The 20,303-nt window shown below is 63.2% G+C and carries 17 protein-coding genes; 11 read left to right on the plus strand and 6 right to left on the minus strand.

Features of this window, described 5'->3' with window-relative positions:
- Positions 1–205 precede the first annotated feature (205 nt).
- From AB4N98_RS01250 to AB4N98_RS01275, 6 genes are all read left to right on the plus strand, one after another.
- Positions 206–817, plus strand: coding sequence for a cysteine dioxygenase family protein (locus AB4N98_RS01250; RefSeq protein ID WP_017530311.1), 612 nt, complete (start codon positions 206–208; stop codon positions 815–817).
- Positions 814–2,394 carry a rhodanese-related sulfurtransferase gene (locus tag AB4N98_RS01255; RefSeq protein ID WP_065878313.1) on the plus strand — a complete coding sequence of 527 codons (1,581 nt, stop codon included), beginning with the start codon at positions 814–816 and terminating at the stop codon, positions 2,392–2,394. The genes AB4N98_RS01250 and AB4N98_RS01255 overlap by 4 nt, the downstream gene beginning before the upstream one ends.
- Before the next feature lie 99 nt (positions 2,395–2,493).
- Positions 2,494–3,468, plus strand: coding sequence for an ABC transporter substrate-binding protein (locus tag AB4N98_RS01260; protein ID WP_460149174.1), 975 nt, complete (start codon positions 2,494–2,496; stop codon positions 3,466–3,468).
- A gap of 11 nt (positions 3,469–3,479) precedes the next feature.
- Positions 3,480–4,835 carry an LLM class flavin-dependent oxidoreductase gene (locus tag AB4N98_RS01265; RefSeq protein WP_065878311.1) on the plus strand — a complete coding sequence of 452 codons (1,356 nt, stop codon included), beginning with the start codon at positions 3,480–3,482 and terminating at the stop codon, positions 4,833–4,835.
- A gap of 37 nt (positions 4,836–4,872) precedes the next feature.
- A complete protein-coding gene (locus AB4N98_RS01270; protein WP_065878309.1) occupies positions 4,873–6,042 on the plus strand; it encodes an acyl-CoA dehydrogenase family protein in 1,170 nt (389 codons plus the stop codon).
- Positions 6,039–6,998 carry a D-isomer specific 2-hydroxyacid dehydrogenase family protein gene (locus tag AB4N98_RS01275; protein WP_460149175.1) on the plus strand — a complete coding sequence of 320 codons (960 nt, stop codon included), beginning with the start codon at positions 6,039–6,041 and terminating at the stop codon, positions 6,996–6,998. Before AB4N98_RS01270 ends, AB4N98_RS01275 begins: the two co-directional genes overlap by 4 nt.
- Here AB4N98_RS01275 and AB4N98_RS01280 read toward each other — a convergent pair.
- The 5 genes from AB4N98_RS01280 to AB4N98_RS01300 all read right to left on the minus strand — a co-directional run bounded on the left by AB4N98_RS01280 (position 6,985) and on the right by AB4N98_RS01300 (position 11,705).
- Entirely contained in the window at positions 6,985–7,866 is an 882-nt protein-coding gene (locus AB4N98_RS01280; protein WP_017530305.1) for a LysR family transcriptional regulator, read from the minus strand. The genes AB4N98_RS01275 and AB4N98_RS01280 overlap by 14 nt on opposite strands.
- Positions 7,867–8,061: 195 nt before the next feature.
- Positions 8,062–8,679, minus strand: a complete 618-nt coding sequence (gene ycaC / locus AB4N98_RS01285; protein WP_017530304.1) for an isochorismate family cysteine hydrolase YcaC — start codon at positions 8,677–8,679, stop codon at positions 8,062–8,064.
- A gap of 29 nt (positions 8,680–8,708) precedes the next feature.
- A complete protein-coding gene (locus AB4N98_RS01290; protein WP_116079589.1) occupies positions 8,709–10,547 on the minus strand; it encodes an amidohydrolase in 1,839 nt (612 codons plus the stop codon).
- Positions 10,544–11,134 (minus strand): antibiotic biosynthesis monooxygenase, encoded by a 591-nt coding sequence (locus AB4N98_RS01295; protein ID WP_065878303.1) that lies wholly within the window; start codon positions 11,132–11,134, stop codon positions 10,544–10,546. The genes AB4N98_RS01290 and AB4N98_RS01295 overlap by 4 nt, the downstream gene beginning before the upstream one ends.
- Positions 11,135–11,234: 100 nt before the next feature.
- A complete protein-coding gene (locus AB4N98_RS01300) occupies positions 11,235–11,705 on the minus strand; it encodes an Lrp/AsnC family transcriptional regulator (protein ID WP_017530301.1) in 471 nt (156 codons plus the stop codon).
- Positions 11,706–11,828: 123 nt separating this feature from the next.
- Between AB4N98_RS01300 and AB4N98_RS01305 the strand changes: the two genes are divergently transcribed.
- Positions 11,829–13,049 carry a methionine gamma-lyase gene (locus AB4N98_RS01305; protein ID WP_135196525.1) on the plus strand — a complete coding sequence of 407 codons (1,221 nt, stop codon included), beginning with the start codon at positions 11,829–11,831 and terminating at the stop codon, positions 13,047–13,049.
- Between the two features lie 11 nt (positions 13,050–13,060).
- Here AB4N98_RS01305 and pvdP read toward each other — a convergent pair whose 3' ends face one another.
- Positions 13,061–14,686: a pyoverdine maturation tyrosinase PvdP gene (pvdP, locus tag AB4N98_RS01310; protein WP_065878299.1), complete on the minus strand. Its 1,626-nt coding sequence runs from the start codon at positions 14,684–14,686 to the stop codon at positions 13,061–13,063.
- A gap of 142 nt (positions 14,687–14,828) precedes the next feature.
- Between pvdP and pvdM the strand changes: the two genes are divergently transcribed.
- The 4 genes from pvdM to AB4N98_RS01330 all read left to right on the plus strand — a co-directional run bounded on the left by pvdM (position 14,829) and on the right by AB4N98_RS01330 (position 20,134).
- On the plus strand, positions 14,829–16,172 hold the full coding sequence (pvdM, locus tag AB4N98_RS01315) for a pyoverdine-tailoring dipeptidase-like protein PvdM (protein ID WP_017530298.1): 1,344 nt from the start codon (positions 14,829–14,831) through the stop codon (positions 16,170–16,172).
- A gap of 19 nt (positions 16,173–16,191) precedes the next feature.
- Complete coding sequence (pvdN, locus tag AB4N98_RS01320; protein WP_460149176.1) at positions 16,192–17,460, plus strand: pyoverdine-tailoring periplasmic protein PvdN; 1,269 nt, start codon at positions 16,192–16,194, stop codon at positions 17,458–17,460.
- 31 nt (positions 17,461–17,491) lie between these two features.
- Positions 17,492–18,364, plus strand: a complete 873-nt coding sequence (pvdO, locus tag AB4N98_RS01325; protein WP_017530296.1) for a dihydropyoverdine dehydrogenase — start codon at positions 17,492–17,494, stop codon at positions 18,362–18,364.
- Between the two features lie 117 nt (positions 18,365–18,481).
- Entirely contained in the window at positions 18,482–20,134 is a 1,653-nt protein-coding gene (locus AB4N98_RS01330; RefSeq protein ID WP_065878297.1) for a cyclic peptide export ABC transporter, read from the plus strand.
- Positions 20,135–20,303: the final 169 nt, after the last annotated feature.

A 20,303-nucleotide genomic window follows, 5' to 3' on the forward strand; every position in this document is an offset into this window, starting at 1 on the left:
TAGAGAACAGTCATTAAGATGTGTGCGAAGCATAGTTGCGCGAACGGCATCTGGATAGCTCGGCCTGTGATCGATAACGTCTAAGCCTAGTCTGCCCGGTTCTAAATTACCTTCAGCTATAAGCTAATCATTAAAAAATAGCATATTAAATATAAACATTATGCTTAGATAAACCCATCACCACCGACCACTCACTGGAAGCGCCATGACCCAGGCCCGACACCCCGAGAGACTCAGAGCCTTTATAGGCGCCCTGGCGGAACTGATCGACGGCAACCCACGCGAAGGCGACCTGCTGCACCGTGGCGGCAAGCTCCTGGCGCAACTGGTCAGCCATGACGACTGGCTGCCCGACGAATTTGCCCAGCCCGATCCCGAGCGCTACCAGCAGTTTTTACTGCACGCCGACTCGCGCCAGCGCTTCAGCGTGGTCAGTTTTGTATGGGGGCCTGGGCAAAGCACGCCGATTCATGACCATCGGGTATGGGGGCTGATCGGCATGTTGCGCGGCGCGGAATTGTCCCAAGGCTTTGAACGCGCGCCCGATGGCCGCCTGGTCGCCGAAGGCAAGCCGATTGAACTGGTGCCAGGCCAGGTGGAAGCCGTATCGCCCAAGGTCGGTGATATCCATCAGGTCAGCAACGCGCACAGTGACCAAGTGTCGATCAGCATTCATGTGTACGGCGCCAATATCGGTGCGGTACGCCGCGCGGTGTACCAGCCCGACGGCAGCGAAAAACTGTTTATTTCCGGTTACTCCAACGCCTTTCTCCCGAACATCTGGGATTTGTCCAAAGAAAAGAGCCCTGCCCTATGAGCACACCGACCCGCAGCTTCTCGCAGATTCGCCAGGCCCTGTTGGCGCGTGAGGAAATCGCCCTGATTGATGTACGCGAAGAAGCGCCCTTCGCCCAAGCCCACCCGTTGTTCGCGGCAAACATCCCCTTGTCCAAGCTGGAACTGGAGGTGTATTCGCGCATTCCACGGCGCGATACCCAGGTGACCGTCTACGACAACGGCGAAGGCTTGGCCAGCCGCGCCGCCGAGCGCCTGCTTGCACTGGGCTACACCCAGGTGAGCCTGCTTGAAGGTGGCCTCCACGGTTGGCGCAGCGCCGGCGGTGAGCTGTTTATCGATGTGAACGTGCCCAGCAAGGCCTTTGGCGAACTGGTGGAGAGCGAGCGCCACACGCCGTCGCTGGCCGCCGAAGAGGTACAGGCCCTGCTCGACAGCCAGGCCGATGTGGTGGTGCTCGACGCTCGCCGTTTCGACGAATACCAGACCATGAGCATCCCCACCAGCATCAGCGTGCCCGGTGCCGAGCTGGTGCTGCGCGCCCGGACACTCGCGCCCGACCCGGCCACCCGCATCATCGTCAACTGCGCCGGGCGTACCCGCAGCATTATCGGCACTCAATCACTGATCAATGCCGGCGTGGCCAACCCCGTTTCAGCGCTGCGCAACGGCACCATCGGCTGGACCCTGGCCGGGCAGACACTTGCCCATGGCCAGGCGCGCCGCTTTGCCCCGACCGCAGAAGAACACCGCCACATTGCCGCCCAAGATGCGCGCCGCGTCGCCGACAAGGCCGGCGTCGGCCGCGCCACCCTGGCGGATCTGCAACGCTGGCAGCAGGAAACGACCCGCACCACCTACCTGTTCGATGTGCGCACCCCGGAAGAATTCGAAGCCGGCCACCTGCCGGGCGCGCGCTCCACCCCGGGCGGCCAGTTGGTGCAGGAAACCGACCACGTCGCCAGCGTGCGCGGCGCGCGGCTGGTGCTGGCCGATGATGACGGCGTGCGCGCCAACATGTCGGCGTCCTGGCTCGCGCAGTTGGGTTGGGCGGTACACGTGCTGGATGATTTGCAACCCGCGCACTTCAGTGAGAAAGGTGCCTGGGTCGCCCCGGTACCCGTCCCACCCCAAGCCGAACTGATCAGCCCGCACACCCTCGCCGACTGGCTGGGCCATGGCGATACCGTGGTGCTGGACTTCACCGCCAGCGCCAACTATGTCAAGCGCCATATCCCCGGTGCCTGGTGGGTGTTGCGCGCGCAACTGCCCCAGGCCCTGGCCAAGGTGCCCGCCACCGAGCGCTATGTATTGACCTGCGGCAGCAGCCAACTGGCGCGCCTGGCGGTGGCCGAAGTCGAGGCCCTCACCGGCAAACAAGTGTTCCTGCTGCAAGGCGGCACGGCGGCGTGGATCAACGCGCAACTGCCGCTGCAAGAAGGTGAAACCCACCTGGCCTCGCCGCGCATCGACCGCTATCGCCGCCCCTATGAAGGCACCGACAACCCCAAGGAAGCCATGCAGGCCTACCTGGATTGGGAGTTCGGCCTGGTCGACCAGTTGGCCCGCGACGGCACCCACGGCTTTTATGTGATCTGACCTGTCTTCCCGCCTGCACCTGACCGGTGCAGGCCGCACCGACCCCTTTCCCGGCGGAGGTAACCACACCTTTCAATATCTGCCTGGAGCCTATCGCCCATGACATTCGCCACGCCCTTCAAACGCCTGCTATTGAGCGCCGCCCTGGCCGTCGGCCTGGCGACCACCGCCCACGCCGCCGACCTGCAACCGTTGCGGGTGGCCAATCAGAAATCCACGATCAAGGCACTGCTGGAAGCCTCAGGCGAAACCAACAATGTGCCCTACACCATCCAGTGGTCGGAATTCCCTTCCGCCTCGCCGCTGGGCGAAGCCCTGAATGCCGGCGCGGTGGATGTGGGTGCCCTGGGCGATGCGCCGTACGTGTTCGCCCTGGGTGCCGGTGCCGCGCTCAAGGTGGTGCGCATCATCCACGCCGAAGGCCGCAACACCACGGCGCTGGTGGTGCCCAAGGACTCGCCGATCAAGACGGCGGCCGATCTCAAGGGCAAGAAGATCGTCACCGGGCGCGGCTCCATCGGGCATTACCTGGCGATCAAAGCGTTGGCCGACGCCGGCCTGACCAGCCAGGACGTGCAATTCATCTTCCTGCTGCCCGCCGAGTCCCGCCTGGTGCTGGATAACGGCACCGCCGATGCCTGGGCCACCTGGGACCCCTACACCACCGTGGTCACCTCGCAAAGCCATGCGCGGGTACTGGTCAGCGGCAAGCAGTTGCTGAGCAATCACCTGTACTTCGCCGCCACCAGCCAAGCCATCGCCGACAAGCGCCCGCAACTGGAGGACTTCGTCGCCCGCGTCGATCGCGCCTATGCCTGGGCCAACACCCACCCCGAGGAATACGCCGCCGCCCAGGCAAAAATCACCGGCCTGCCGTTGGCGGTGCACATCGAAGTGGCGAAGGACACCCATCTGTCTCCGGTCGCGATTGACGACAGCGTGATCCGTGGCCTGCAAGCCACCGCCGACACCTACCAGAAAGAGGGCCTGCTGCCGCGCCACATCGACGTGTCCCAGGGCTTCGACAAGCGCTTTAACGCCACGCGTACCCCCAACGATCAAGCCTCGCGCTGAAGGAGCAGAACATGAGCCAGTCACATCCATCCACACCACGGCATTTGAAACTGGGGGCCATGGTGCATGGCGTCGGCCACGGCTGGGGCGAATGGCGCCACCCGCAGGCGCAACCAAATGCCAGCACCCATTTTGCGTTCTACAAGCAGCAGACCGAGTTGGCCGAAGCCGCCAAATTCGACTTTGTGTTCATCGCCGACAGCCTGCATATCCATGCCAAATCCAGCCCGCATTACCTCAACCGTTTCGAGCCGCTGACCATTCTGTCGGCATTGGCCGCGCTGACGACGAATATCGGCCTGGTCGCCACCGTGACCGTCAGCTACACCGAGCCCTACCAAGTGGCGCGCCAGTTTGCCTCCCTGGACCATATCAGCGGCGGCCGCGCCGGTTGGAACGTGGTGACCTCCTGGCTCAGCGGCACCGCCGATAACTTCGGTAAAGCCCAACACCCACCCCATGCCGTGCGCTATCGCATCGCCAAGGAACACCTGAATGTGGTCAAGGGCCTGTGGGACTCCTGGGAAGACGACGCCTTCACCTATAACAAGCACAGCGGCGAATTTTTCACCCCGCACAAGCTGCATGCGTTGAACCATAAGGGCGAGTTTTTCTCGGTTAAAGGGCCGTTGAATATCGCCCGTTCGCGCCAGGGCCAGCCGGCCATTTTCCAGGCCGGCACCTCGGAGGACGGGCGCAACTTCGCCGCCGAAAACGCCGACGCGATCTTTGTGCATGTGGAGAGCATCGAGGAAGGCCTGGCCTACACGCAGGACCTCAAGCGCCGCGCCAAAGGCTTTGGCCGCGACGTGAACAGCCTGTCGATTCTGCCCGGCATTCGCCCGATTGTCGGCCGCGACGCCGCTGAAGTGGAAAGCCGCTATCAGCAAGCCGTGGACCTGGTCACCGTGGAAGACGCCATCGTCGCCCTCGGCCGCCCGTTCAACGACCACGACTTCAGCCAATACCCCTTGGACGAACCCTTCCCGGAACTCGGTGACCTGGGCTCCAACAGCCAGAAAGGCGGCTCCGATCGCATCAAGCAACTGGCGCGCGACGAAGGCCTGACCCTGCGCGAAGTGGCCTTGCGTTTCTCGCGGCCCAAGCGCGATTTTGTCGGCACCCCGGAGCAGGTCGCCGATGCGATCCAGGCGTGGTTCGAGGCCGGCGCCAGCGATGGTTTCATCATCAATTCGGTGCTGCCGGACGGTTTGCAGTACTTCACCGAATGGGTGGTGCCGGTGTTGCAACAGCGTGGCCTGTTCCGCAGCGAATACAGCGGCCAGACCCTGCGCGACAACCTCGGCCTGGCAGTGCCGGCCAATCGCTACAGCGTCGTCCACGCCCCGCAAACGGCATTGGCTTGAACAATGCCCCTGCCCTTTTTTTGACCGAGTACTTGTTATGACCCAACCGTCCTTACGCTCCGTGGAAGTCGCGCACTTCGACGCCCTGCTCGAACGTCTCACCCTTGAGCTGGCCGACACCGCGCCGCAGTACGATGAAAGCGGCGCCTTCCCCCATGCCAATTTCAAACGGTTGCACGAGCACGGCCTGCTCGCCCTGACGGTGCCCAAGGCCTTGGGCGGCAGTGGGGCCAGCCTGCCCCAGGCACGCAGGGCGATCAGCGCAATTGCCAAGGGCGAGCCGTCCACGGCGTTGATCCTGGTGATGCAATACCTGCAACACACGCGCCTGCAAGACAGCAAGAGCTGGCCTGCGCACCTGCGTACCCAAGTGGCGACGCAAGCGGTACGCAACGGCGCGCTGATCAACGCGTTGCGCGTCGAGCCCGACCTCGGCACCCCGGCCCGTGGCGGCCTGCCGGCAACCACCGCCGTGCGCACGGCCGAGGGCTGGCGGATCAGCGGGCGCAAGATCTACTCCACCGGCAGCCATGGCCTCAGCTGGTTCAGCGTCTGGGCGCGCAGCGACGACGCCGACCCGCTGGTGGGCACCTGGCTGGTGCCCAAGGACAGCCCCGGCATCCGCATCATCGACACCTGGGACCACCTGGGCATGCGCGCCACCTGCAGCCATGACGTGGTGCTCGACAACGTGCTGGTGCCGCTGGATCACGCGGTCAGCGTCAGCCCCTGGAGCGCGCCGCAACCCGAGCTGGATGCCGAAGGCTTGCTGTGGATGTCGGTGTTGCTGTCCTCGGTGTATGACGCCGTGGCCCAGGCCGCGCGCGACTGGCTGGTGAACTGGCTGGAAGAGCGCCAGCCGTCCAACCTGGGTGCCGCGCTGTCGACCCTGCCGCGCTTCCAGGAAACCGTTGGGCATATCGACACCCTGCTGTTTGCCAACCGCAGCCTGCTCGACGCCGCCGCCGAAGGCCATACCCCGGCGGCCCATGCGGCGCAGTTGAAGTACCTGGTGACCCATAACGCCATTCGCGCGGTGGAGCTGGCCATCGAGGCCTCGGGCAACCCCGGCCTGTCGCGCCACAGCCCGTTGCAGCGGCACTACCGCGACGTACTGTGCAGCCGCGTGCATACCCCACAGAACGACGCCGTGCTGCAAGGCGTCGGCAAAGCCGTGTTCGCCCAACGCCAGAAGGTACGCGCATGAGTCAGGTGATTATCGCCAGCCAACTGGACGAGGACTTCAACCAGGTGATCCGCGAACGCCTGGCGTCGCTGCATCCCCAGGCCCAGGTAATCGGCGTGCCCATCGGGGTACCGAGCGACCTGCCGCCCCACGCGAATATCCTGCTGCTGCGCCCGACCAACGTGCGCGGCTACACCGCCCCAAACACCCCACCACCGGGCTGGCCCTACGGTGCGCAATGGGTGCATCTGGTTTCATCGGGCATCGACTTCTATCCGCAATGGCTGTTCAACGGCCCGCCGGTCACCACCTCGCGCGGCAGCGCCGCCGACAACCTGGCCGAATTCGCCCTGGCGGCGATTTTTGCCGCATCCAAGCATCTGCCGGACATTTGGGTGAAAGACTCACACTGGAATTTCACCCCATTGCGCCCCCTCAAGGGCACCACGTTGGGCCTCTTCGGTTTTGGCGCGATCGGTGAGCGCCTGGCGCACAAGGCCCAGGCATTGGGCATCAAGGTGATAGCGCTGCGGCACAGCCAGGCGCCTTTTGCGCCAGGCGTGGAAGCCGCCAGAGACATCCACGATCTGTTCGCCCGCGCCGACCACCTGGTGCTGGCGGCGCCGTTGAACGAGGCCACCCGCAACATCGTCGACCGCGACGTATTGGCCGGCGCCAAGCCAGGGCTGCACCTGATCAACATCGCGCGCGGCGGGCTGCTGGATCAGGAGGCGCTGCTCGAAGCACTGGACAACGGCCGGATCGGCCTCGCCTCACTGGACGTGACCGAGCCGGAACCCTTGCCGGACGGGCACCCGCTGTACAGCCACCCACGGGTGCGTGTGTCGCCACACACATCGGCGATTTCAACCAACAGCCGGCAGGAGATCGCGGATACGTTTTTGGCCAACCTGCACCGCTACCTCCGTGGCCAGGCCCTGGAGAACCTCGTCACTGCGCCGCTCAACAGCCGCTAGCCAGGCGCTCGCGCAGAAACGCCACCAGCGCCTGTACCGGTCGCGAACTCTGCCGGTGCTGGGGATACACCGCCGACAAGGTCAGGGCCTCAGGCGCAAAATCTTCGAGAATCGTGACCAGGCGACCGTCCTTCAACGCATCGCCGACGATAAAGGTGGGCAAGTACGTGACACCTAAGCCGGCAATGGCGGTGTCACGCAGCAGATCGCCGTTGTTCACGCGCATGCGACCGCTGACATTCAGCGCCTGCAGCTTGCCTTTGAAGCGCCACTGCACCTGGCGGCCATGACCATAGGGCAGGCAGTCATGCTCGGCGAGGTCTTCAGGTTTTTGCGGCGTGCCACGCAGCGCCAGGTACCCGGGGCTGGCGCAGTAGACGCGTTCGATACTGGCAATACGGCGGGCAATCAGGGTGGAATCTTCCAGGATGCCGATACGCAGCACCAGGTCGTAACCCTCGCCGATCAGGTCCACCGGGCGGTCGCTGAGGTCGACTTCCACCGACACTTGCGGGTGGCGCTGCAGGAACAACGGCAACAGGCAGCCCAGGTGCGCCATGGCGAACGACAACGGTGCGCTCAGCCGAATGGTGCCGCGCGGTTCGCTGTTCTGGCCGGCGATACCCTGCTCCACCTGTTCGACTTCACCGAGCAGGCGCAAGGCCGACTCGTAGTAACTCTGCCCCAGCGGCGTGATATCCAGGCGACGTGTGGAGCGGTTGAGCAGACGTACGCCGAGGCGGTCTTCCAGCTGGATCAGGCGGCGACTGACGAACTGCTTGGACAGGCCCAGTTGCTCGGCGGCAGCGGTGAAACTGCCGGACTCCATGACCTGGCAGAACAGACGCATGTCTTCGAAGGGGTTCATTGTCGCTTCTCGGTGGACATTTATTGGATTTATAACTGGATAGTCGCAACACCACAAATCAAATGTGGGAGGGAGCTTGCTCCCGATAGCGGTGGGTCAGTCTCAGCATCAATGACTGATACACCGCTATCGGGAGCAAGTCGAATCGTCGCACCGCCCCTCCCACAAGGGACTGCCTACAGCTCTGAGACCGAATTACTTGGCAGTCAACGCCGAGTAGCTGTTCATCAGGTTGCGGTAGTTGGGGATGCGCGGCGACAGCAGGTTGGCCAGGCCTTCCATGTCGTTGCGCCAGTCAACTTGCAGCTCGCAGGCCACGGCGAACCAGTTGACCAGTTGCGCACCGGCAGCGGTCATGCGCGCCCAGGCGGCTTGTTGCACGGTTTCGTTGAAAGTGCCGGAAGCGTCGGTGACCACGAACACTTCAAAGCCTTCGGCGAGGGCGCACAGGGTTGGGAACGCTACGCATACGTCGGTCACTACACCGGCGATGATGATCTGCTTGCGGCCGGTGGCTTTTACCGCCTTGACGAAATCTTCGTTGTCCCAAGCATTAATCTGGCCAGGACGGGCAATGTACGGCGCGTCCGGGAACAGCTCTTTCAACTCGGGAACCAACGGGCCGTTGGGGCCGCTCTCAAAGCTGGTGGTGAGGATGGTCGGCAATTTGAAGAACTTGGCCACGTCGGCCAGGGCCAACACGTTGTTCTTGAATTCGTTGGGGGAGAAATCCTGTACCAGGGAGATCAGGCCAGTCTGGTGATCGACCAACAGTACGACGGCATCGTCTTTGTTCAAGCGCTTGTAAGTCATGGGTTAACTCCTTCGTGGGTTTTTAATAGTCAGAACGCAAAGCATGAGCAGCCAAACGCACCCCAGAAGCCCTGGAAGTCGCTGACCGGCACACTGGAAAGGCGGGCTTTTTCATGGCCGTGGGCATGCACGCCGCAGGGGCCACTGCATTGGTGTACTTGAGCTTGCAAAGGTGAACTGGGGCGCCAGTGGCCCGGCACCTTGGCCACCGGCGACCAGTCGGGCAGCACCGGCACGCGCGGCGGTGCGTAATCTTCGAAGTCGCCGGCGCCGTACACCACGTTGCCGCCGACCACGGTCAGTACCGATTCAATCCACTTGATGGCTTCTTCATCGACGCTGAAAAAATCCGCCGACAGCGCCGCAACGTCCGCCAATTGGCCGACCTTGATCTGGCCTTTCTTGCCCTGCTCGGACGAGAACCAGGCGCTGCCGTGGGTGAACAGCTCCAGCGCGGTGAGGCGCGGCAGGCCTTCGGCGTGCAGTTCCAGGCCACCGACGGTGCGCCCGCTGACCATCCAGTACAGCGAGGTCCATGGGTTGTAGCTCGACACTCGCGTGGCGTCGGTGCCCGCGCCTACCGGCACACCCTCGGCGAGCATGCGCTTGATCGGCGGCGTGGCCTCGGCGGCCTTGGCGCCGTAGCGCTCCACAAAATATTCGCCCTGGAACGCCATGCGGTCCTGGATCGCAATACCGCCGCCCAGGGCACGTACGCGCTCGATGTTTTGCGGCGTGATGGTTTCGGCGTGGTCGAAGAACCACGGCAGGCCATTGAACGGGATGTCGCGGTTGACCTTCTCGAACACGTCGAGCATGCGCGAGATGGATTCGTCGTACGTGGCATGCAGACGGAACGGCCAACGTTGCTCCACCAAGTGGCGCACCACCGGCTCCAGTTCCTGCTCCATGGTCAATGGCAGGTCCGGGCGCGGTTCGAGGAAGTCTTCAAAGTCCGCCGCCGAAAACACCAGCATCTCGCCCGCGCCGTTGTGACGCAGGTAGTCGTCGCCCTGGTGCAGGGTGACGCTGCCGGTCCAGTTCTTGAAGTCGCTGAGTTCTTCCTTGGGCTTTTGAGTGAACAGGTTGTAGGCGATGCGCACCGTCAGCTGTTTGTCCTTGGCCAGTTGCTCGATCACCGCGTAGTCATCGGGGTAGTTCTGGAAACCACCGCCGGCGTCGATAGCGCTGGTGAGGCCCAGGCGATTGAGTTCGCGCATGAACTGTCGGGTCGAGTTGACCTGATATTCCAGCGGCAGTTTCGGGCCCTTGGCCAGGGTCGAATACAGAATCATCGCGTTGGGCCGCGCCACCAGCATGCCGGTGGGGTTGCCATTGCTGTCGCGCACGATCTCGCCGCCCGGCGGGTTCGGCGTGTCCTTGGTGTAGCCGGCCACACGCAGGGCGGCACGGTTGAGCAAGGCACGGTCGTACAGGTGCAATACGAACACCGGGGTGTCCGGGGCGGCCTGGTTGAGTTCCTCCAGGGTGGGCATGCGCTTTTCGGCGAACTGGAATTCGTTCCAGCCGCCGACCACGCGCACCCATTGTGGCGTGGGGGTGCGGTCGGCCTGGTCCTTGAGCATGCGCAAGGCATCGGCCAGGGATGGCACGCCTTCCCAGCGCAGTTCGAGGTTGTAGTTCAAGCCGCCACGGATGAGGTGCAGGTGGGAGTCATTGAGCCCCGGGATGACGGTGCGACCCTTGAGGTCGATCACCTGGGTGCCGCTCCCCTTCAGGGCCATGGCTTCACCGTCGGTACCGACCGCAACGAAGCGGCCCTGGCGGATGGCGACGGCCGTCGCGCGCGGGTTTTCACGGTCCACGGTGTGGAATTGGCCATTGAACAGAATCAGATCGGCGTTCATAGGGTTTCCTTTACAGAGGCTTCGAGCCAGGGAGCGAACAGGCGGGTGGCGGCCGGCATCAGCAGGTAGACCACCAGCAGGACGATGGTCAGGGTGACCAGGAAGGTCGAGACCACGTAGTTGGACAGGAACGGGTGCAACCGCAGGATCGGGCCCCAGATAAAGGGCAGCAGCAGGGTTTGCGGCAGAATCACACACAGGCTGACCACCGCCTGCTTCCAACGCGGCGGCTTGGCCGCACTGTCGGCCAGGGGCGAGAACCAGAACTCATTGGCCGCGCCGATTTCGGTGTTGTCGCCGTCGGCCAGCATGGGCGAGGCTTCGGCGATCAGGGTGTTACGTTCGGCGGAGTCGAGCCAGGTTTGCAGGTCATGGGTGGAGCGGTAGCGCAATACGCAGGTGAACAGCGTCAGGCCGTTCTGCCGGCTGCGTACCACATCCACGCCGAGGTGGCCGGGACGCTCGCCGGCGATACGCACGATGCGGCGTAGCCAGGCTTCGTAGTTGGCTTCCTGGCCTTGTTTGATCAGGTGTTTGACCACCAGGGTGACGACTTCGTCAGGCCCTGTTTTTGCTGCTGGGTCCATGGGGTGCCCCTCTGCCTTGATGTTTCAGCGATGAGGGGAGTTTGCCGGGGTTGGGGCTGGGGAAAATTGGATGTACGTGCTGTTTGGAGTGAAACCACGGCTACCCCGGCAACGGAATCACCCGCAACGCCCGCACCGACTTATAAGAAAAACTCGAATAGATCTCCTTAACGCAAGGCAACGTCTGCAACACCTCCCGCGCAAACTCACCAAACGATTCGAGGTCCGTGGCCACCACTTCCAGCAAAAAGTCATAGCGCCCCGACACGTTATGGCACGCCACTATCTCCGGGATTTCCAACAACCGCTGCTCGAACGCTCGGGCGATTTCCTGGGTATGGCTCTCCATCATGATGCTCACAAACGCCGTCACCCCATAACCCAGCGCCTTGGGCGAGAGGATCGCCTGGTAGCCGCTGATCACCCCGCTGTCTTCCAGGTTGCGCACCCGGCGCCAGCAGGGGGAGGTGGTCAGGGAGACGCGCTCGGCCAGCTCGGCCACGGTTAAACGGGCATTGCCTTGCAGGGCGTTCAACAAGGCTTTGTCGGTACGGTCCAGAGTGACGGGCATGATTTGCCTCTATTCATGGTTTTTTGAGGATTTTCGTCCCAGGACACGGGATTTTTCGGCAAATTTTGCAATGTTCATCTGCCGTTATGAGCATAGCATCGTAGGAAATAAGGAGCGCCCGACATGAACAATAAACACCCTGCATTCGGCTTTTCCACCCGCGCCATCCACCACGGCTACGACCCCAAGGACCACCATGGCGCGCTCGTGCCGCCGATTTACCTGTCGGCCACATTTGCCTTTCCCACCGCCGAATATGGCGCGGCCTGTTTTGCCGGTGAAGCCTGCGGCCACTTCTATACGCGCATTTCCAATCCGACCCTGGCGCTGCTGGAAGCGCGCATGGCCAGCCTGGAAAACGGTGAGGCGGCGGTGTCGTTCAGTTCCGGCATGGGGGCGATTGCGGCCACGTTCTGGACCCTGCTGCGCCCGGGCGACGAGGTGATCGTCAGCCAGACGCTCTACGGCTGCACCTTTGCCCTGCTGCACCATGGCATCGGCGAATTCGGCATCAAGGTGCGCCATGTCGACCTCACCGACCTGGCCGCCCTGCAAGCGGCGCTGAGCCCCGCCACGCGCATGGTCTACTGCGAGACCCCGGCCAACCCCACCCTGCAACTGGTGGATATCGCCGCAGTAGCCGCCCTCGCCCACCAACAGCCGAATGTGACCGTGGTGATCGACAACACCTATTGCACGCCCTACTTGCAACGCCCCCTGGAACTGGGCGCCGATGTGGTGGTGCACTCGGCCACCAAGTACCTCAGTGGCCATGGCGATATCACTGCCGGTATCGCCGTCAGTTGCCAGGCCCTGGCCCAGCGTATTCGCCTGCAAGGGCTCAAGGACCTGACCGGCGCGGTGATGTCGCCCCAGGACGCGGCCCTGTTGATGCGCGGTCTGAAAACCCTGGCCCTGCGCATGGACCGCCATTGCAGCAATGCCCAGGCAGTGGCCGAGGCCTTGCAGGCGCACCCGGCCGTGGCGTGGGTCACCTACCCCGGCCTGCGCTCTTTCGCGCAGTACGAACTGGCGGCGCGGCAGATGAGCCAGGCCGGCGGCATGATCGCCTTCGAGCTCAAGGGCGGGATCGACACCGGCCGACGCTTCATGAATGCCCTCAAGGTGTTCACACGCGCGGTCAGCCTGGGCGATGCCGAATCCCTGGCCCAGCACCCGGCGAGCATGACCCACTCCACCTACACCCCGCAGGAACGCGCGCACCACGGTATCAGCGAGGGGTTGGTGCGCTTATCGGTCGGGCTGGAAGACGTCGCCGACCTGCTGGCGGACGTGCAGCAAGCCCTGGCCACGTGCACCCGCGCTTGTGCGGCGACGCCGTAACCCAAAAGGCCTCAGGTCGCCTTCACCTTCAAATGCCGCGCGTACCAGGGGCGCTGCGGCACCCGCTTGAACAAGCCCTTGAGCGCGTCTTCATCGGCGCCGAAGGTAATGCGCAGCGCGAGCTTCATGGTTTCCGGGTCCATCTCCATCGAGCGCCCAATCTGCAACCCCGGCGTGGTACTGCAGCCATGGGTGTCGGGCCCCAGCCACGGGTCGCCGACTTCGACCCAGCGCCCCGGCGCGAACCAGGCCACGCCGTTGACCTCCAGGCGGTTGACCTCGCCTGGGTGGAAGCGCTCGTGGGCGCGATACCAGTCTTCGATACGGTCGTCGATCCAGCCGTGGAAGTGCCAGAACACCGGGTTGACGTGGGAGGAGAACGGGTCGCCGAGGAAGTCGTTTTCCGCCGCATACCAACGCGCGGCGAAGTCCGCAGGGTCGCGGGCAAAAGGCACGGGCGCGCCGTTGGAAGGGTCGCGGGGCACCGAGGCCCAGCGCATGTGCAGCCAGTCGTGCAGGCCCAGCTCCATTTCGGAACCGAGTTGCCCCAGGGTGAATCTGGCCAGGTAGCGTGGGTCGCGGTACTGGGATTCCCAGACCTGGAAGTTGCTGTGGTAGGTCTCGGCCGCCTTTATGTCGCTGACCCATTGGGTGTATTCGCTGTCGTCCGGCGCCGACCAGGTGGGCGGCAGCGCGAAGCCGTCGTGGTTGTCGAAATAACGCACGAAACCCAGGCGGTCGCGCTCCAGCGCCGGCTGCGGCTCGGGAAACGCCGGCCACGACGGCAAATCCTGCAGGGCGCGCGCCGTGCCGAGCATATGCCGATGCATGAAAAAAAAGTCGATGCCCGAACCGTTACGGTCCTTGTGTTTGCCCCGTGCGTCGCGTTCCTTGCCCCGGGGGCCGGGTTGCCAGCCAATGCCTCGCAGGGCGTCGCGCTTGTCTTCGGAGAGCTTGTGCCACTGGTCGCGAGTGGCGTGCCACAGTTGGTGGAACAGCCGGTGCTCGGGGGCGATCAGCCAGGCCAGCAGGGTCGGGTTCAGGCCGATACGCTCGCGGGCTTCGGGAAACACCTGCTTGTGGGCGATAAAACGGTTGTCCCGCTCCGTCAGGGCCAGGGCGCGATTCAGGTCCAGGATCTGGCCGCTGAGCGTGCCGCTGCCGGCATTGCCGAAGTCGGCCCAGACCTCGTCGAGGGTCATCTTGAACTCATAGGCGGGCGCGCCATCGGCCGCATCGCGATCGATCAGGCGCCAATAGAGCAAGGCACCCTCGCCCGTCAGCACGTCACCCAGCACGCGGTAGCGCGGTTCGCCGTCGGCACGCAGGTGGGCGGCGGTATCCAGGTAGCCGCGCAGGCCACGGCCACGGGGGGCGATGTCGAGCATCAGCTCCAGGCCTTGCAACGGCAAGCCTTTGAGGCCCGCATCACGACCTTCCAGGCGCAGGCTCCAGACCCCACGCAAGCTGTTCGCCAACTGCTGGCCGGCGGTGTCGGCCAGGTCTACCGTGGCTTCGCCGGGGGTGATCGGAAACTCTTCCGCACGCGTCAACTCGCGATGGGCATAGAAGGCTGCCGGCACGGCCGCGCCGGTCAGCGCCAGGCCTGCGATGAACCCACGTCGAGAGATGGTCATTGTCTACCTTAGGAAACGGTTTTATCAGAGCTAGAACGTTTGCAGGCCGGGGAAATTTACCGCCCACCGGCCGGCGCCTAAATTTAAGCGCCCAGCACTCGTTCTTCCCTGATAGCGAAGGCCTCAACTGACTGAGATGGCAATGACAAAACCACGTTCGAAAAAGGCGCTGTATATCGGCTTGCCGCTGGCACTGGCCATCGGGGCCGGTTACCTGGTCTGGGATCACTGGTTCAAGGGCAACGCCGGCTACCCGCTGGAGGTGATCAAGCAGGCCAATGAGCTGCAGGACCGCCTGCTGTCGTTCGACAGCCATATCACCGTGCCGGTGGATTTCGGCACCGCCGGCAACGAGGCGGACAAGGACGGCAGCGGCCAGTTCGACCTGGCCAAGGCCAGTCGCGGCCGCTTGTCCGGTGCCGCCCTGACGATCTTCGGCTGGCCGGAAATCTGGAACGGCGCCAACGCACCGCACAAGCCCACCGAAGGGTTTGTCGAAGCGGCGCGCCACGAACAGGACGTGCGCTACAAGATCATCAGCGGCCTGGTGCGCGACTTCCCCAATCAGGTCGCCATCGCCTATACCCCGGATGATTTTCGGCGCCTGCACGGCGAAGGCAAATTTGCGATTTTCATCAGCATGCTCAATGCCTACCCCCTGGGCAACGACCTGAACCAGCTGGACCTGTGGGCCGCGCGCGGCATGCGCATGTTCGGCTTCAGTTATGTGGGCAATAACGCCTGGTCGGACTCGTCGCGCCCGCTGCCGTTTTTCAACGACTCGGTGGACGCGCTCGACGGGCTGTCGGACATCGGCAAGCAAGCGGTGCAGCGCCTCAACGACCTGGGCGTGATCATCGATGTGTCGCAGATGTCGACCAAGGCCCTGGAGCAAGTGGCACAGCTGAGCCGCACGCCAATGGTGGCGTCCCACTCGGCGCCACGGGCGGCGGTGGATATCCCGCGCAACCTCAGCGACAAGGAGTTGCAGTTGATCAAGCACAGCGGCGGCGTGGTGCAGATCGTGGCCTTCTCCGCCTACCTGCGCCCGCTGAGCCAGCCGACCCAGGACAAGCTCAACGCCCTGCGTGCCCGCTTCGACTTGCCGCCGCTGCCCAACCTGGCCATGGCCCTTATGCCGGGCGACGCGATCATTGCGGCCTGGCCCGAACACAAGTTCGGTGAGTACGCCAGCGCGCTGTACGCCATCCTCGATGAAGAACCCAAAGCCACCCTCAAGGACCTCGGCGACGCGATCGATTACACCGTGCGCAAAATCGGTATCGACCATGTCGGCCTGTCTTCGGACTTCAACGACGGCGGCGGCATCGACGGTTGGAACAATGTCGGCGAAATCCGCAACGTCACCGCCGAACTGATCCAGCGTGGCTACTCCGAGGCTGATATCGCCAAATTGTGGGGAGGCAACTTCCTGCGGGTGTGGGACCAGGTACAAAAAGCCGCCAAGCCATTGGCCAATCGTTAACCCTGCGCGAAGTAAGCCCATGACTAACCGCCGTACGTTTCTCAAGCAGGCCGGCGTCATCGCCGCCAGCCTGCCGCTGGGCACCGCCCTCTTGCCTCCTGCCCAGGCCGCCACGCCGCAAGACCCATGGACGGGGTTCAAGCAGCTGTTCAACCAGGACCCGAGCTACCTGCACTTCTCCAACTTTCTGCTGGCCTCGCACCCCAAGCCGGTGCGCGATGCCATCGAACGCTACCGCGCGCAGATCGATCGCAACCCTGGGCTGGCGATGGACTGGGACCTGCAGGAAACCTGGAAACGCGAAGGCCAGGTGCGTGAGTGGGCCGGTCGCTACCTCAAGGCCACGCCCGCGCAGATCGCCCTTACCGGCAGCACATCCGAAGGGTTGGCGATGATCTATGGCGGGATCAAGCTGCGGCCGGAGCAGGAGATACTCACCACCGTACACGAGCATTACGCCACCCAGAGCGTGCTGGACTTTCGCGCGCTCAAGCAAGGCACTCAGGTGCGCCGGATAGCGCTGTTCAACAGCGCCAACCAGGTGTCCACCGATGAAGTGCTGGGCAACATCCAGCGCGCCATTCGCCCCAATACCCGCGTATTGGGCATGACCTGGGTGCAGTCCGGCAGCAGTGTGAAACTGCCCATCGGCGAAATCGGCAAGCTGGTGCACGAACACAACCGCCACCGCGACGAGCAGGATCGCATCCTGTATGTGGTCGACGGCGTGCACGGCTTTGGCGTGGAAAACCTCGACTTCCCCGATATGCACTGCGACTTTTTCATCGCAGGCACCCATAAGTGGATGTTCGGCCCGCGGGGTACCGGCCTGGTCTGTGCCCGCGAAGCCGAAAACAAGTACGTCACACCGATGGTGGCCACGTTCTCCGAAGACCAGGACTTTGCCACCACCATGACGCCCGGCGGCTACCACGCATTCGAGCATCGCTGGGCAGCCGACGAGGCCTTCAAGCTGCATTTGCAATTGGGCAAGGCACAGGTGCAGGCACGCATCCATGCGCTGAATACCGAACTCAAAGATCAATTGCTGGCACAGCCACAGGTCGAACTGGTGACGCCGCGCAGCCCCGAACTGTCCGCCGGTTTCACCTTCTTCCGGGTCAAGGGCCGGGACAGCGACGCAGTCGTGGCCCACATGATGAAAAACCGCGTGGTGATCGATGCGGTGGAACGCGATGTCGGCCCGGTGATCCGCACCGCCCCCGGCCTGCTGAACAACACCGATGAAATCCAGCGTTTCATGAGCCTGCTACGCCAGCGCGCATGACACCCACTTTCCCTTTGAACGAGAGGCTCAGATGATCCCAGCCCGACTCAAACCCTTGACCGCCCTGGCGCTGACCGCCTTGTGCGGCGCCCTGCTGCCCAGCCTGGCCCAGGCCGCCGCGCCACAACCGGGCAAAGTGTTCAAGGACTGCAAGGACTGCCCGGAAATGGTGGTGCTGCCCGCAGGCACCTTCACCATGGGCACCCCGGAAGACGAAGTCGGCCGCGAACCGGATGAAGGCCCGATGCATGAGGTGACCTTCGCCAAGCCGTTCGCCATGAGCCGCTTCCACGTCACCGCCGCGGAGTGGGACAGCTATGTGCGCCAGACCGGCGTAAAAATCGCTGACGGCGACACCCGGCCCGGTCGCGAATGCATCGCCAGCAAGCCGCGCTACCCGCAAGGCCCACGCCAGCCGGCGGTGTGCATGGACATGGACGACATAAAAAACTACGTAGCCTGGCTGTCGAAAAAAACCGGGCAGTCGTACCACATGGTCAGCGAGGCCCAACGCGAATACGCCGCACGCGCCGGCTCGACCGGCCCCTTCCCCTTCCCTTTCGATGAAGGCAAGGGCTACAGCATCGCCAAGCACGCCAACACCTATGGCCCTGCGGATGGCTACAGCTATTCGTCACCGGTGGGCAGCTACCCGCCGAACGCATTTGGCATGTACGACATGCATGGCAACGTCTACGAGCGCGTCGCCGACTGTGAGCACGCCAACTACATCGGCGCGCCAACCGACGGCAGCGCGTGGGTGGAACCCAATTGCGAGGGGTATCAGATTCGCGGCAACGACTGGGGCGAGGCGCCGGTATTTTCACGCTCGGGCAACCGCAACACGATCTACCCGCAGACGCGGGGGGACTGGATCGGGTTCAGGGTTGTGCGTGATCTCTGACGGGGTTTGAGCCTGGTCGAAAAAATCCCTCGCCGGCCATCGGCGAGCGGCTAAATTTAGCGCCTGGCCAGACGTTTCACTGGGTATCTGTCTCGATCCCCAAGGAACTCACCCGTCATGTCCCAGCCCAAGCGCGGTGCAATTCATGAATTGTTCACCCTACTGAAACCCTTTCGATGGGTGGTCATCCTGTCCATCCTGCTGGGCATGGTTGGCGGCCTGAGCGTGACCACGCTGCTGGCGACCATCAACAGCGCGCTGCATGCTGAAACCGGTCTGACCCAAGCCGTGGTGCTGCTGTTTGGCGGGCTCTGCCTGATGGCCTTGTTCAGTTCGATCTGCTCGGATATCGGCACCAACTACGTAGGCCAGCACATCATCGCCAAGCTGCGCAAAGAACTGGGGGAGAAAGTCCTCTCGGCACCGATCGAACAAATCGAGCGCTATCGCAGCCACAGGTTGATCCCGGTGCTGACCCACGATGTCGACACTATCAGCGACTTCGCCTTCGCCTTCGCCCCCCTGGCCATTTCCCTGACCGTCACCCTCGGCTGCATGGGCTACCTGGCCATGCTTTCATGGCCTATGTTCCTGCTGCTGGTGGTGGCGATCATCATCGGCACGGTGGTGCAGTTCCTGGCCCAGGGTGCGGGTATCAAGGGGTTCATGGCGGCACGGGACGCCGAGGACGAGTTGCAAAAACACTACAACGCCATTGCCGAGGGTGCCAAAGAGCTGCGCATCAACCGCCCGCGCCGCCAACGCATGTTCGTGTCGGGCATCCAGGCCTCCGCCGACTTCATCTGCAAGACCCAGGTGCGGTCGATCAACACCTTTGTGATCGCCAAGACCTTCGGCTCGATGCTGTTTTTCGTGGTCATCGGCATGGCACTCGCGCTGCAAACACTGTGGCCCAGCGCGGACAAAACCGTGATGAGCGGTTTCGTACTGGTGCTGCTGTATATGAAAGGCCCGCTGGAACACCTGATAGGCACGCTGCCAATCGTTAGCCGGGCAAAAATCGCCTTTGGTCGTATCGCCCAACTGTCCGAACAGTTTTCATCGCCCGAGCCGCACCTGCTGCTCAATGCTCAAGGCGAGCAAGCCTGCCCGGTGCACAGCCTGCAATTGAACAATGTCAGCTACACCTTCCCGGCCGTGGACGGCAACGCGCCGTTTACCCTCGGCCCGGTCAACCTGAGTATTCGCCAGGGCGATATCGTGTTTATCGTCGGCGAAAACGGCTGTGGCAAAACCACGCTGATCAAGTTGCTGCTGGGGCTTTACGCGCCGCAACAGGGCGAAATACTGCTGAACGGGCAGCCCATCGATCCGACCAATCGCGATGAATATCGCCAGCTGTTCACCACGGTGTTTGCCGATTACTACTTGTTCGATGATGTGGTGCAGGGCGACCAGCAAATCCCCGAGGACGCCAATAAATACCTGGAGCGCCTGGAGATCGCCCACAAAGTCAGGGTCAAGGACGGCAATTTCACTACCACCGACCTGTCGACCGGGCAGCGCAAACGCCTGGCCCTGGTCAACGCCTGGCTGGAAGAACGCCCGGTACTGGTGTTCGATGAATGGGCCGCGGACCAGGACCCGACGTTCCGACGGATCTTCTACACTGAGCTGCTGCCCGACCTCAAGCGCCTGGGCAAGACCATCATCGTGATCTCCCACGATGACCGCTATTTCGATGCCGCCGATCAACTGGTCAGAATGGAAGCCGGAAGGGTACGGGTCGAGGCCGACGCCGTGGCCTGATCGGCACCGGCACGCAGGCGCGTCAGTAAAGCCCCTGGGAACTGGTGTTCCAGGGGCTTTTTCATGGGTGGGCTAAATTGCTGCGTACCTGGCTCGTATTTAACAGCAGCGAAGAACAGTACCGACGCACCACGTCTTCGCCGTCGCTATTGCCTGTTTCCCTTTAGCT

It is taken from the genome of Pseudomonas sp. S3_E10 (assembly GCF_054667615.1).

Coding starts and splice junctions, on each gene's coding strand:
- pvdO (WP_017530296.1), top strand. CDS start 17,492: ATGATCCCAGCCCGACTCAAACCCTTGACCGCCCTGGCGCTGACCGCC.
- ycaC (WP_017530304.1), bottom strand. CDS start 8,679: ATGACTTACAAGCGCTTGAACAAAGACGATGCCGTCGTACTGTTGGTC.
- AB4N98_RS01270 (WP_065878309.1), top strand. CDS start 4,873: ATGACCCAACCGTCCTTACGCTCCGTGGAAGTCGCGCACTTCGACGCC.
- AB4N98_RS01280 (WP_017530305.1), bottom strand. CDS start 7,866: ATGAACCCCTTCGAAGACATGCGTCTGTTCTGCCAGGTCATGGAGTCC.
- AB4N98_RS01295 (WP_065878303.1), bottom strand. CDS start 11,134: ATGGACCCAGCAGCAAAAACAGGGCCTGACGAAGTCGTCACCCTGGTG.
- AB4N98_RS01260 (WP_460149174.1), top strand. CDS start 2,494: ATGACATTCGCCACGCCCTTCAAACGCCTGCTATTGAGCGCCGCCCTG.
- AB4N98_RS01300 (WP_017530301.1), bottom strand. CDS start 11,705: ATGCCCGTCACTCTGGACCGTACCGACAAAGCCTTGTTGAACGCCCTG.
- AB4N98_RS01275 (WP_460149175.1), top strand. CDS start 6,039: ATGAGTCAGGTGATTATCGCCAGCCAACTGGACGAGGACTTCAACCAG.
- AB4N98_RS01250 (WP_017530311.1), top strand. CDS start 206: ATGACCCAGGCCCGACACCCCGAGAGACTCAGAGCCTTTATAGGCGCC.
- AB4N98_RS01330 (WP_065878297.1), top strand. CDS start 18,482: ATGTCCCAGCCCAAGCGCGGTGCAATTCATGAATTGTTCACCCTACTG.
- AB4N98_RS01290 (WP_116079589.1), bottom strand. CDS start 10,547: ATGAACGCCGATCTGATTCTGTTCAATGGCCAATTCCACACCGTGGAC.
- pvdP (WP_065878299.1), bottom strand. CDS start 14,686: ATGACCATCTCTCGACGTGGGTTCATCGCAGGCCTGGCGCTGACCGGC.
- AB4N98_RS01305 (WP_135196525.1), top strand. CDS start 11,829: ATGAACAATAAACACCCTGCATTCGGCTTTTCCACCCGCGCCATCCAC.
- pvdN (WP_460149176.1), top strand. CDS start 16,192: ATGACTAACCGCCGTACGTTTCTCAAGCAGGCCGGCGTCATCGCCGCC.
- AB4N98_RS01255 (WP_065878313.1), top strand. CDS start 814: ATGAGCACACCGACCCGCAGCTTCTCGCAGATTCGCCAGGCCCTGTTG.
- pvdM (WP_017530298.1), top strand. CDS start 14,829: ATGACAAAACCACGTTCGAAAAAGGCGCTGTATATCGGCTTGCCGCTG.
- AB4N98_RS01265 (WP_065878311.1), top strand. CDS start 3,480: ATGAGCCAGTCACATCCATCCACACCACGGCATTTGAAACTGGGGGCC.